This is a genomic window from Paenibacillus konkukensis (assembly GCF_023523925.1).
Lineage (GTDB): Bacteria > Bacillota > Bacilli > Paenibacillales > NBRC-103111 > Paenibacillus_S > Paenibacillus_S doosanensis.
Map to the genome: position 1 here is coordinate 5,572,861 of NZ_CP027059.1, position 13,523 is coordinate 5,586,383.

A 13,523-nucleotide genomic window follows, 5' to 3' on the forward strand; every position below is an offset into this window, starting at 1 on the left:
TTCGTGTTGACACCATTACATACAAATTAAAATAACACGAAGTTCAACAGCGGTTGGAACCTCATACCCAATTTCCTCCCTACGCTCAAACGCGTGGGTTTAGACAAAGACTTAGCCGCAGGCTCAGATTTTCTTATTGTTTAGGAAATGATGCGCAGCCATATCCTGTGGAAATCCGTGGTCTCCCCCGAAAGTAAAGTCTACCCATAGAACGATCCCAGAGGAATGGTTAGACGCCGATCCAGCTTAGACTGGATGCGGACGGAATAAGCTTCAGAGCATCACGTCACTTTTGGGGGATTGGTTCTTTGCCGCTGGTCTTCAGTTTACAGATGCTTCCGAACTAATAACACCTGCCGATAACTGTATAATCATTAGCACAGATAATGACTGAAAGCGCTTCAAATGGCGATGTCACCCGGATATAATAAGGGACGACAAGATTCTAATTTAACATAAGGAGGTCGTATGGATTTACACGAATCTGGACTTGCAGCATATATGAACCAGCCGACAGAAATTCAAATGAACACACTCAAGGACTTGGAATTGAAAGGAAAGTGAAAAATGAAGCCTCGCAAGCTAAACAAGATCTTTGCCATCATTCTTACGTTTGCTTTAGTGCTAAGTTTTCTGCCGCAGGTTTATGTACCAACGGCATTGGCAGCCGCAACCAATTTGCCTTCCGGTTGGACCGATGTGGCAATGAATGATGACATCTCGAGCGGAAACGCAATGGTGAAATCGACCAGCGCAGACTATGATAGCGCGACCCAAACCTTTACAATCGCAGGTTCGGAAGGTAAGCTGCAATCCGCCGGCGATTCGGCTTATTTTGTAAATACAACGATCAGCGGGGATTTTGTCGCGACGGTCAGAGTGGCGTCCTTTGCTCCTTTTGGAACGCCAAAGACCTCGACTACGCCTCAAGCCATACTAATGCTGAAGAACGGGACGACAAAGACTAGCAATGGTTTTTTCGCGGTGTTTAACAATGCCAACGTTCTGGCATACAAGCGTTACACATCGACTGGGACTGCAAACGCGTCTCCGGCAATTGTGGATACGGCTCCTTTTTACTTGCGTTTGGAGAAAGTCGGAAATCAATATAATACTTATTATTCGAAAGACGGCAGCTCCTTTGGAAAGGCTTATGCTACCATTACCGACTCTTCGTACGTAATAGACAACGCGAACAACAACGCCACTTTGAATATTGGTCTTGCTGTTACGGAAGCCAATGCAACGTTTGACCATCTGATGATCCAAAGACCTGACGGAACAGTGCTATTCGGCTGGGACCCGGCGACGCCGCCAAATGCGCCGACCGATTTGACGGTAGTGAATCCGGGCAGCGATGCGACTGTCCAGTTGTCCTGGACGGCAGCGAGCGGTGCGGCCAGCTATACGATTAGACGCGGCACGCAAGCCGGCGTATACACGGATCTCGCTACGATACCCAGCAGTAGCACAACTTATGCCGATACGACAGCCGAAAATGGAACTGAATATTTCTATGTTGTAACGGCGAAAAACTCCGCGGGACTTGAGAGCGTGTCTACATCGAATGAGGTTTCGGATACCCCTGTATTGCCGAAGCCTAGCGCTCCAACCGGCTTGACCGCCAAGGCGGGAGACACCCAGGTTATATTGAATTGGGATGCTGTGGCTGGAGCCCAAAGTTATACGGTTAAATATGCAACGGCCAGCGAAGGTCCCTACACCTCTGTGACGGGCATTGCATCCAACTCGTATACGTTAACAGGCTTAACGAACAATACAACGTATTACTTTACGGTTTCCGCTGTGAATGACGCAGGTCCGAGCCAAGATGCAGCAGTGGTGCAGGCAACACCGGAGACATTGCCGCCGCCGCAGGCGCCCACAGGTGTAACTGCGACCGGGGCCGATGCTAAGGTAAACGTATCGTGGGGCGCTGTAAACGGAGCGAACAGCTACAAAGTGAAGCGGAGTACGGACGGTCAGAACTTTACGACTGTGGCTTCAGGCGTGACAGAGACTAACTACACGGATACCGGATTGACGAATGATAGGACTTATTATTACGTTGTTACGGCTGTCAATCCCCAGGGTGAGAGTGGGAATTCGGCTGTAGTCTCCGCTGTTCCTGTGCAGCCGGTTGCCGGAAGCCCTGTCATATCCAAGAGCGGGGGCTGGTTTGAAACGGCCTATGTAGAATGGGCACCCGTAAGTAATTCCGAAGGTTATAACGTATACGTTAAACCGGTAAATGCATCGGATTCGCAATATGTACAAATGGATAACCAATTAATCCGCCAATACCCTGCTTATTGGAGAGCAGACGCGGTAGGGCTTCCGGCTGGAGATTATGTAATGAAAGTGGAAGCGCTGCAGTCAGACGGTTCAATTACTTATGCCGTTTCCGATGTAATATCGGTCATGAAGCATGATAGATCCGGATTTGCTTTTTCCTCCCAGTCGCCATTTAAAACCGGTTCGGGCGCTTATAATGACGATGGTTCGCTTAGGAGCGGCGCTCAAGTTATTTATGTAACATCGGAGACGGCGCGAACCGTAAATCTTGATGTCATAACCAACAGTAAGGGGACTAAAACAACAGGTACCGGTATAGGCGACATTTTAAAGTTAAGGCAAAAAGGCTATGATAAAACGCCTCTCGATATCCGATTCATTGGACAAATTACAAAAGAGGATATGAAAGACCAGCTTAACTCATCCGGATATCTCGAAGTAAAAGGAAATTCGGCTTATACCGAAATGAATATGACGCTTGAAGGCATCGGAGAAGATACCTATGCGTACGGATGGGGATTCCTGGTAAGAAATGCCGGTAATGTAGAATTGCGAAACATAGGCATGATGAGATTCCCTGACGATGCCTTCTCAATGGATACTAAGAACGTTAACATTTGGGTGCATAATAACGATCTTTTCTACGGAGATGCAGGGAGCGATGCCGACCAAGTCAAAGGCGACGGTTCAACCGACATTAAAGGCAGCTCGACGTATATCACGGTCTCGTACAATCACTACTGGGATTCCGGAAAATCTTCTCTGTCCGGGTTGAGCGAACCAACCGAATATTTTGTAACCTTCCACCATAACTGGTTTGACCATTCAGACTCCCGTCATCCACGCGTAAGAGTGGGAACGATTCACGTATACAATAACTACTATGATGGAGTCGCCAAATATGGCGTGGGCGCTACAACGGGAAGTTCCATCTTTGTAGAATCCAATTATTGGAGAAACGCTCATGATCCAATGATGATTTCTTTGCAAGGCACGGATATTAGGGACGGTGTGGCTAACGGCACATTCTCGAGTGAAAGCGGAGGCATGATCAAAGCCTACAATAATGTTATTGATAATCCCAATAGTCTGATTTATGCCAATTCCGATGCAGGAACAGCTCCGGCTAATCCGACATCATTCGATGCCTATTTGGCCTCGTCGAGAAATGAAACGGTTCCAAGTTCCTTCAAAGCATTAGTAGGCGGAACAGCTTATAATAACTTTGATACTATGATCGAAACGGCAGTCAATCCAGCAAACATTGATGATGTAAACCTGATTCCGCAAGTGGTTACGGCAAAAGCCGGACGCCTCAATCAAGGGGATTTTACTTGGCAGTTCGATAATTCGGTTGACGACGCATCGTATGTCGTTAATACAGCTTTGAAAAATAAGACGCTTAATTACAAGACTCAGCTTGTAGCTGTAGGGGGCAATTCAACGCAACAGACGACCCCGGCGCCAGGTGTGCCGACGGACCTGACGGCGACGGCGGGCGATGCGCAAGTAACACTGGCGTGGACGGCAGTGAGCGGCGCGGCAAGCTACAATATCAAGCGCAGCACGACGAGCGGAAGCGGCTATACGCAAGTAGGCACAAGCGAGTCGGCTTCGTACACAGATACTAGCGTGACGAACGGCACGACCTACTATTATGTGGTGGAAGCGGCCAATGCGAGCGGTACGAGCGCGGCATCGGCGCAAGCAAGCGCAACGCCGACAGCAGCGAACACCGGTGAACCTGGCGAACCCGGCGAACCCGGCGAGCCGGGCAGCGGCATTACGTTGGTGAATGATAATTTTGAAAGCGCGGCAACGTTGGATGATTTGGGCTATTCCGTAACCATGCCGACTCCTTCTGCCGGAACGGCGCTCGATGCATCCATTGCGGCTCCGTCGACAGCTCTGAAGGGAAGCACGAAGAGCCTGTATCTGCACGATACGGATAAGAGCGCAAGCCCGCAGTTCGTGAAGGTGAGCAAGTCGTTTGCACCTCAAGACGGGGTGGTAACAGCCGAGTTCGATTATATGCTGACAGCAGCGGCAAGCGCGAGCAAAGTCATCCGTCTGTTAAGCTCGACCGGAGCTTTAGCCGTTGATATTCAAACCGCCAAAAACGGATCGGATACGGTATTTTCGTACAAAACAGTACCGGATGGGCAGTCTTCGGCTGCGGATAATTTTATGGCAGGATATGCAATCAATACTTGGTATCATTTCAAAATCGTAGCGGACGTATCCGCACAAACGGCGGATGTATACATTAATGGAACGAAGCAAATTACTACGTTGCCATTGTACACGGCAGCAGTGGAGGATATCGGTTCGATCGAAACATTGACGCCGGGCTCCAACACGATTGACCAGTATTTGGATAATATTTCGATTACGGCTGTAGGAGGAACTCCTGAAGTTCCGGTACCTGCATCGCCGACAGGATTGACGGCAGCGGCGGGCAACGGTCAGGTCGCACTGGCGTGGACAGCGGTCAACGATGCGACCGGCTATAACATCAAGCGCAGCACGACAAGCGGAAGCGGCTATACGCAAGTAGGCACAAGTGAAACGGCATCCTACACGGATAGCGGCTTAACGAATGGCACGGCCTACTACTACGTAGTGGAAGCGGTGAACTCGGCGGGCAAGAGCCCGGCATCTGTAGAAGCAAGCGCAACACCGACCGCACCGGCGCAAGCGCCGGAAGCTCCAACGGGCCTGACGGCAGCGGCGGGCAACGGTCAGGTCGCACTGGCGTGGACAGCGGTCAACGATGTGACCGGCTATAACATCAAGCGCAGCACGGTAAGCGGAAGCGGCTATACGCAAGTAGGCACAAGTGAAACGGCATCCTACACGGATAGCGGCTTGACGAACGGAACGACCTACTACTACGTGGTGGAAGCGGTGAACTCGGCAGGCACGAGCCCGGTATCCGTAGAAGCAAGCGCAACACCGACAGCACCGGCGCAAGCGCCGGAAGCCCCAACGGGCCTGACGGCAGCGGCGGGCAACGGTCAGGTCGCACTGGCGTGGACAGCGGTCAACGGTGCGGCGGGCTATAACATCAAGCGCAGCACGGTAAGCGGAAGCGGCTATACGCAAGTAGGCACAAGTGAAACGGCATCCTACACGGATAGCGGCTTGACGAACGGAACGACCTATTACTACGCGGTGGAAGCCGTGAATTCGGCGGGCACGAGCCCGGTATCCGTAGAAGCAAGCGCAACACCGACAGCACCGGCGCAAGCGCCGGAAGCCCCAACGGGCCTGACGGCAGCGGCGGGCAACGGTCAGGTCGCACTGGCGTGGACAGCGGTCAACGGTGCGGCGGGCTATAACATCAAGCGCAGCACGGTAAGCGGAAGCGGCTATACGCAAGTAGGCACAAGTGAAACGGCATCCTACACGGATAGCGGCTTGACGAACGGAACGACCTACTACTACGTGGTGGAAGCCGTGAACTCGGCAGGCAAGAGCCCGGCATCTGTAGAAGCAAGCGCAACACCGACAGCATCTGTAACGATTACCATTCCATCCGTAACGGCAAGTGTTTATGCAACGGGCGCTTCGTCCCGAGTTGATATTACTTGGGCGACGGTGACGGGAGCGACCTACTACAACGTGAAGCGTTCCATGTCGGCAAGCGGTCCGTTTACGAATATTGCGACCCAATTGACGGCGAACTCTTACGCGGATACCAATGTAACGAACGGCACGACCTACTACTACGTCGTAACGGCCGCTAACGAGGTAGGCGAAAGCGAGGCTTCGATGGTGGCAAGCGCGACGCCGGTAAACAGCACGAACAGAAATAGGAGCGGCGGCGGCTCGTCAGTAGGAGCTACGAGCAGCAGCACGGTAACCTTGAATAATGACGGTTCCGTCTCCATCAGTACGACGGCGGAGTCGCAGAAGACAACGGACGGCAAAACCGCAGCCGTAGTTACGCTGGACAGCGCTACGCTGGATCAAGCGATCAATACCAGCACGTCCAATAACCATAAAGAAGTGGTGGTTGAAGTCAAGGGGGATGGAACGGTGGCGCAAGTCATTCTTCCGGCCTCGTCCTTGCTGAACGCTTCCAAGCAATCCTCGGATATGGTATTGGTAGTGAAATTCAATAATGCGACCTATGCCCTTCCGATGAACCTGCTGAATATCGATTCGCTGGCCAAATCGATCGGAGCGGACGTGAAGGATGTGAAAGTGAGCATTGTGATCGAACAGGTCAGCGGCAGTCTGGCAATCCAGATTGCGAACGCAGCGAAGCAAGCTGGAGCGCAGCTCCTGACTCCAGCCGTCGATTTCACAGTAACGGTTGAAGCCAACGGAAAGAGTGCCTCCGTCAACGATTTCGGCAGCACCTATGTCTCCCGCACGCTGGAGCTGAGCGGTACGGTGGACAGCAAGCAAGCGACAGCGGTGATGATCGACCCGGCTTCAGGCGAAATGACTTTCGTACCGGCAACCTTCCAGGCAGCCGACGGCAAAACGAAAGTGACGATCAGCCGTCCGGGCAACTCGATCTACTCGGTTGTACAGTTCAGCAAATCGTTTGCGGACATGAAGGATCACTGGGCTAAAGACGATGTCGAATTACTGGCATCGAAGCTGCTGGTCAAAGGCCGCACGGAAACCGCGTTCGATCCGCAAAGCTCCATTTCCCGCGCCGAATTTGCGGCGTTGCTGGTGAGAGGCTTGGGACTCGGCGAGGACAAATCAAACAAGTTCAAGGATGTATCGGCAAATGATTGGTATATGGGCATCGTCGGAGCCGCTGCAAAAGCAGGCTTGATCGAAGGAGACGAGAGCGGCAAGTTTAACCCGAACGCCTCCATCACCCGCGAGGAAATGGCGGTGATGATTAACCGGGCCATGGCATTTGCAGGCGATAAAACGAGCGGTGACGCCAATCGGCTGAATGCATTCAAGGATGCCGGCGCGATCAGCGCATGGGCGAAGGATGCGGTAGCCAAAGGGGTGACGGCAGGGCTATTGAACGGCAAGAGCGCCAATACGTTTGAGCCTTCCGCAACCGCTAACCGTGCCGAAGCGGCTGTCCTGCTGAAGCGCCTGCTGCAAACGGAAAGATTCATAAACTAATAGATTCCAAAGGGGCTATCCCAATAGTCATCGCAGATGACGGGGATATGCCCCTTTTCTCGTCACATTTTAATTGGGGAAACTGCTACAATGATTGAAGATAGAAAATCCCGGCCGCGAGCAAAGCGCTCCTAACCGGGATTTTGAGCCTTTCTTTATTTAAAGTCGTCGCCCGTCAAATAGTTATGGAACGGACGGTCGACCCAGAACTTGTACGTGCTGACGCGGACGTTCGGATCGATTTGGCGGAAGCCGGCGACGATGCCGTCCGACTTGTCGCTTAGCGAGAACGATTGCGCGTAATAAGGGCCGTCGGCAGTGATTTTATTATTGGTAATCACATCGTAATCGTTCAGCTCGGTCAAGGAGTAATAGAGAGGCTGCCACCAGGAGCCGGCGATCAGACCGGTCGTATCTTCGCTGTTTTTCTTGGCGTATTGCAGCACGACCGGCTGGAATTTGGCCTTGTCCGCTGCGCTCGCGAATTCGAAGGCGATGTCGTACTCCTTCGCCAAAGCGATATAGTTGCCGTTGGCCAGCTTTTTATAATGCGTCGTGCTGGACGGCGTCGGTTGACCCCACTCGATCAGATGTACGAAAGCGGACGTCTTCGGTTCAAACTGCACTTTAGCTTCGATGCCTTCGCTGCGCAGCAAGCCGATCAGCTGTATCGCGTGCTTCAGATCGGAATGGCCGTACGTCAGGGATAGCGAGTCGACGAAGTTGGAGTTAAAGCGCGAGTCCTTCAAATTATAGCCGGTAACCAGTCCTTGCTCCAAAGCGGCGTTGACGATGTTCTCCAGTTCGGGCGCTTCGATAATATCCGATGTATTGTAGGCGTCGGTCAGCTTCGCATAGATAGTGGCATCGGAAGATTGGCCGATATAGTGCTTATACTGGCCTTGGGCCTCCAGCACATGTCCGATCAGCTGCTCCGCCAGCTGCTTGGAGGCGTTCGCGCCCAGCTTCAGGTCGCCGTACAATTCCGGGTCGACGAGGCCGGCATCCTTCGCCGCGGCAATTTCCTGCGCTGCCGATAGCGACACGAAATCGCTCACGTCGAGCGCCAGCGGGGCGAGCGATTGGGAGACTTTCGGCTGCGGGTAGGAGTAGGCCAGCTCGGTGACGCCTGCCGCCTTCACCGCAATGAAGACGGCTTGCAGCGCCGAAAGCGGCTGATCGGCCGATACGGACGTCGAGGTCAGAATGCCCCGCTGATACAGCGCTGCCGCCGAAGCATAGTAGGGACTGGTCGCCGAGAGATCGCTGAAAGCGACGGTCGTTTGGTTATCTGGCGCGTAGCTCAGCGAGCGGGCGATAGCGTCGATGAATTCTCCGCGTGTCGGCGTCTCCGACAGGGTCACATTGAATTTCTCTTTCAGAAAGATGCCGTACTCGCTCGATGCTTGCTGAGTTTGTACAAGAGCGGCCTGAATCGGAGCGGAAGCCTCCGCTTGAGCCTCGGCGCCGAACGCCGCGGGCGCCGGAACGGTCAGCAGCAAGGAAACGGACAGAGCTGCCCCAAGCAGTGTATTCGGTACGGAAATCGTTTTGAACATGATGCATTCCTCCAACTATGGTTAAAATTAAATAATACAAATCCGATCGACTATGTGGGAATTTTCTATGAATTCTATCACCCGTCTGACAACCTGTCAATAGCGCAAACCAGGCGAAGCCTACTACACCGTCAATCCGGAATCGATCTTTGTGGATCAAGGGGAAGCCCGAGAGATAAGCTGGATGGAGCCGACGGCCGGAGGGACGATGCTGTACCATGTTATGACGTCATCGCCGAATGTGACGAAGGACGAACTGCTGGCGGTTGCCAATGGGTTGTCATATTTTCCTCAACATCCGTATTATTGATCTCTAGTATATTTCTCTAACTCGGCAGTTAATCTGGCATTTTCCCTCAACAATCTTTCGTTCTCATCCAGCAGCTTTTGAACGTCCGGGAGCTCTTTGCCGGAAAACCAGCCGTACAAATCGTCTCTTCCTGCGTACTCCGGCAATGTTTCGCGGATCACCCACTTAATGTGCTGTCCATTATCGGCATAATAGGTAGGTACCGTTTCCATGACGGATTGCTTGAACTCCAGATGCTTCTGATAGTCTTTCGCCACGACAAAGTCGTAATGCTTTCGTCTTAAGGCTTCGTCCGTAACAACAATAGCAAATCTTGGTTTGCCGATTTCTCCGGCATAATCATATTCCCAATGCGTATAACTCTTCGATTCATCCGGAAGCAGGGTGCCGTAGAATCCACCGATAATGTGGATAAATACGTCGGATTCATCGATCCATTTCTTCGTCATCTCCAATGGATTTTCCTCGAAAAATCGCTCCACTCCGGTAGGAATGTGACCGGCTCTAAGTATAGCCTGCGCAGCGGCTTGACGTTCCTCAAGCAGGTCGTAGCAAGTAGACGATATGAAAACTTGCAGTTTTTTTCTCATAGGTCACCTATTTTCAATGAAATTAGTATAAATCATACCGTCGGCTCGGTTTAGTTGTAAATATTTTACTTTATTTAGCGGAACTTTTCTATCGATTATACGTCACAAAGATATAAGCGAACTAAAAAAGGACCTAAAGCTGATTAAGGAGACCACAATGAATAATTATATAGCTTGTGAAATTGCAGGAATTCCCTCTCTAATTATAAATCCATGTGAAAAAGCAAGAGCTACAGTACTTTTATATCACGGTTGGTCATCAAAAATCGAGGACTATTTGTTCTTTGCATCGACTATCTCCAGTTGGGGATTCAAAGTTATCGTTCCCGAACTGCCTGATCATGGGGTGCGCGGAAAACTGAACTATTTCGATACTCAAGTATTGCAAGCTAATTTCTGGAATGTCGTGCTTCAAGGGGTTAAGGAAGCAGAGAGTATAGCAACCGCTTTGGCCGCAACTGATGATATTATCATTATCATCGGTCATTCGACAGGCGGTTTTATTGCTGCCGGTGCACTTTCAAAAGTGTCCTTCCTAAAGTCCGCCATAGTTATCAATGGTTCATGTGCCTGGGTCAAGTTTGAGGAGCTGTATCGTGAAAGAGATGGACGAACTCCATTAACGGATGCTGAAAATATTTTCTTGAAAGAACATGACCCTCAGTACAAGCTGAATTTTGGGGATAAAAAAAGACTGCTATTGTTACACGGTAAGGAAGATAGCATAATCCCTATCGCAAGCCAAAGGTACTTTATGAATGAAATGTCTGATGTGTCAGAGGAATACTTGCAATTAGTTGAGTATTCCGGGGTCAATCATCAAATAACGATTGGAATGCTTGAAAAATCTAAGGCGTGGTTGAGCAAGTTTCCTGAAGCAGGGACTCCGGTAGAAGTAAAATAAAATAATACCTAAGCAGCAAAGAAGCGGCAGCGGGATGATCTCACGGCCGTTTTGGCATGGCAGCACTTGTTACGGACATCCCGCAATATACCATAGTCCGTCAGATCATGGAGAAAATGGTTTGGAGGTACCCGATCTCAGGTTGCGGCGAGCACAAGACGTTCTCAGCCGCAGGGACGTATACAGCGCCTTTTAGGCGGCCATCTTTTAATATACTTCTCACAGCGCCCTACTTTGCTATAATAAGGATATGTGCCCTATATGCTATATGGAGAGCAAATGATACATCAGGTCGGGGAGGAACGCTGCTTATGGTCAGGCACTTATCATCCAGCTATTGGGTCCGTCTTCTGCTGCTGACGCTGCTCATCGGGATGATTCCGGTGATTGCGCTTGGGAGCCTTTCATTTTTGCGAGCCAAGCAAAGCGTCCAGGAGAAGGTTAACGACAGCAATATGCAGCTTCTTCAGCAGACACAGCTCAATGTGGAACAAGTGCTGCAGCTCTTCGAGAACCTGATGACACAATATATATCTACTTCAACGGTTCATGAAGCACTGCAGACGCCGTTTTCGCCAAACAACTTCGTGCTTCTCAACGAACTTGTCGGCGGCCTAAACAAGATCCAGCCTTATGAGCTCGGAATAAAGAATGTATACGTTGCCAGTCTGGACAATGATTGGGTGCTGTCGAACGAAGGCTACAGCCCTTTAGATACTTCGCCGATTCGCAGCGTCATCTATGAGTATGCCAAGTCGGAAAGCCGTTCCTTTTGGAATGCGTATGTTCCCGGGTCCGGACAAGAGGCCGAAGCCGATTCGGGAGGCAATCAGGCGCAGGAAGCGATCCCGGCAGGGGTGCATCTGGTCAAGAAGCTGCCGATCAACCGGACACTGAGCACGGGGCTGATTATGGGTGAAATTTCTGCCGCCAAACTGGAGAAGCTGGTCTACAACGAAGCCGAGGAGCGGGAGACCCTTATTCTGGACTCTGAGTTCCGGCCCTTGACTTCAGCCGTCGGAAGCGTGCTCAAGACAACCGGCGAGTGGCGGCCGGCGGCAGAGATGATCCGCGGGATGCCTGGAGCCGAGAAGGGGCACTTTATCTTCAAGGCGAACCGGGAAACAATTAGCGTCAATTTTACCAAATCGAATTATAACGGCTGGTATTACTTGTCCTTTGCTTCCTTGGACGATATTACCAGAGATTCCCGATCGATCGGCTGGTATACACTTTTTATCTCGCTAGGGACATTCGTTCTCATTCTACTGCTCGCCTGGATCGGTTCCAAACGAATGTATATGCCCATTCGCCGTGTTCTGTCTGTAGCCGTAGATCATGGCGCCGCCGGGGACCCTCCGCAGCATAAAGATGAATTGCAAGTCATCGGAGAGTCCATTCATCGTTTGCGCACATCGCAGACGCTCATGAAGGATCAGCTCCGAATCCATTCCAAGCAGTTAGAAGTCTTCTTTATCCGGCGGTTGCTGCAAGGAGAGATTCGTCCCAAGGAAACGAAGGAGCGATTGGCTCAGTTCGGGTATGAGCAGGGAAGTGCCGAGCTTGCTTCGGACATGCCGGAAACAGGAGCAGCCGCTAGTTTATTCGCTGTCATGACTGTGCAGATCGATTCGCTGGATTATACGCGGTATCAGGATCGGGACGTCGATCTGTTGATGTTCGCCATCGGCAATATTACGAGCGAGCTGATCCCGGCGAACCGGCGCTTTGAGCCCGTGGTCATGGTCGACAATCAAGTAACGATCTGCCGCAGCTGCGAGCCGGACGGACATGATTTTGAAACGGAGCTCTATCATTACGCTGAAGATGTACAGAGGAGTGCGGAGCAAATTCTCGGGCTGAAGGTAAGCGTGGGGATAAGCACCCCGTATCCGAGCATTCATGATTCGCACCAAGCCTATAAGCAAAGCCTGGATGCGTTAAATTATCGTTTGCGATTCGGAGAGCAAGCTATTCTGCTTTATACGAGTGTATCGCCTGAATCGCGTTCCGTAGCCGCTTATCCCGATTGGCTGGAGAAGGAGTTAATAGACTCCATTAAAACAGGGGACAAGGAGAAGGCCAGAGGGCTTCTCAATGAATTTGCCCACAAAATCATTGCGGATTATTTGAGCTATGAAGATTTGCAAATGGTGCTTACGCGTCTTCTCATCGACTTGCTAAGGGAAGGGCAGGAAGGCGGCGAGTCCACTACGGAGCCGTTGCCGGTTCTAGGTAAACCGCTCCTTGATCATCTGCAGGAGCTCAAGACGGCCGCAGACATTGAACAATGGTTCTTTGCTCATGTGGTTGAGCCGATGATCGACACGCTGCTGCATCAGTGGGAGAATCGCAACAAAAAAATATCGGAGCGTCTGCTCGAGATCATCCATAATGAATACGATACGAACCTGACGGTCGAGCTATGCGCATCGCGGCTTAACTATCATCCGAACTACGTGAGAACCGTCTTTCGGAAGGAGACCGGAAGCAGCTTTAGCGACTATTTGTCCCAGTATCGGCTCGCGATGGCCAAGCAGTGGCTGGTGGAAACGGACATGAAGATCGGCGAGATCGCCGAGAAGCTGCAATACCAGAACTCGCAAAATTTCATAAGGTATTTCCGCAAGATGGAGAATACCACGCCGGGACAGTACCGCGAGAAGCACCGGATAGATTGAAGGCGCGTGCTGGTCGATCCCTTAGAAGAGCCTCGGAATGAGGCTCTTTTTGTTGTTTAGGAAATGATGCACAGCCAT

At 51.2% G+C, this 13,523-nt stretch carries 6 protein-coding genes; 4 read left to right on the forward strand and 2 right to left on the reverse strand.

The window, feature by feature from the left end:
• Positions 1 to 735 precede the first annotated feature (735 nt).
• A complete protein-coding gene (locus SK3146_RS35155; RefSeq protein WP_349655161.1) occupies positions 736 to 7,401 on the forward strand; it encodes a fibronectin type III domain-containing protein in 6,666 nt (2,221 codons plus the stop codon).
• 155 nt (positions 7,402 to 7,556) lie between these two features.
• On the opposite strand, the gene SK3146_RS24275 is transcribed toward SK3146_RS35155, so the two are convergent.
• Positions 7,557 to 8,960, reverse strand: a complete 1,404-nt coding sequence (locus SK3146_RS24275; RefSeq protein ID WP_249861179.1) for a hypothetical protein — start codon at positions 8,958 to 8,960, stop codon at positions 7,557 to 7,559.
• 151 nt (positions 8,961 to 9,111) lie between these two features.
• On the opposite strand from SK3146_RS24275, the gene SK3146_RS24280 reads away from it, so the two are divergent.
• A complete protein-coding gene (locus SK3146_RS24280) occupies positions 9,112 to 9,270 on the forward strand; it encodes a hypothetical protein (protein ID WP_249861180.1) in 159 nt (52 codons plus the stop codon).
• Here SK3146_RS24280 and SK3146_RS24285 read toward each other — a convergent pair.
• Positions 9,264 to 9,860, reverse strand: a complete 597-nt coding sequence (locus SK3146_RS24285) for a DUF4062 domain-containing protein (protein WP_249861181.1) — start codon at positions 9,858 to 9,860, stop codon at positions 9,264 to 9,266. The two genes, SK3146_RS24280 and SK3146_RS24285, sit on opposite strands and share 7 nt — an antisense overlap.
• Positions 9,861 to 10,017: 157 nt before the next feature.
• Between SK3146_RS24285 and SK3146_RS24290 the strand changes: the two genes are divergently transcribed.
• Both SK3146_RS24290 and SK3146_RS24295 read left to right on the forward strand, forming a co-directional pair.
• Entirely contained in the window at positions 10,018 to 10,764 is a 747-nt protein-coding gene (locus SK3146_RS24290; RefSeq protein ID WP_249861182.1) for a prolyl oligopeptidase family serine peptidase, read from the forward strand.
• A gap of 311 nt (positions 10,765 to 11,075) precedes the next feature.
• The gene (locus tag SK3146_RS24295; protein WP_249861183.1) at positions 11,076 to 13,445 is read left to right on the forward strand and encodes a helix-turn-helix domain-containing protein; all 2,370 of its coding nucleotides are present in this window, start codon (positions 11,076 to 11,078) and stop codon (positions 13,443 to 13,445) included.
• The last annotated feature ends 78 nt before the right edge of the window (positions 13,446 to 13,523 follow it).

Excerpts from the sequence above, each read along its gene's own strand:
- SK3146_RS24290 (WP_249861182.1), top strand. The coding sequence starts at position 10,018 with ATGAATAATTATATAGCTTGTGAAATTGCAGGAATTCCCTCTCTAATT.
- SK3146_RS35155 (WP_349655161.1), top strand. The coding sequence starts at position 736 with ATGGTGAAATCGACCAGCGCAGACTATGATAGCGCGACCCAAACCTTT.
- SK3146_RS24285 (WP_249861181.1), bottom strand. The coding sequence starts at position 9,860 with ATGAGAAAAAAACTGCAAGTTTTCATATCGTCTACTTGCTACGACCTG.
- SK3146_RS24295 (WP_249861183.1), top strand. The coding sequence starts at position 11,076 with ATGGTCAGGCACTTATCATCCAGCTATTGGGTCCGTCTTCTGCTGCTG.
- SK3146_RS24275 (WP_249861179.1), bottom strand. The coding sequence starts at position 8,960 with ATGTTCAAAACGATTTCCGTACCGAATACACTGCTTGGGGCAGCTCTG.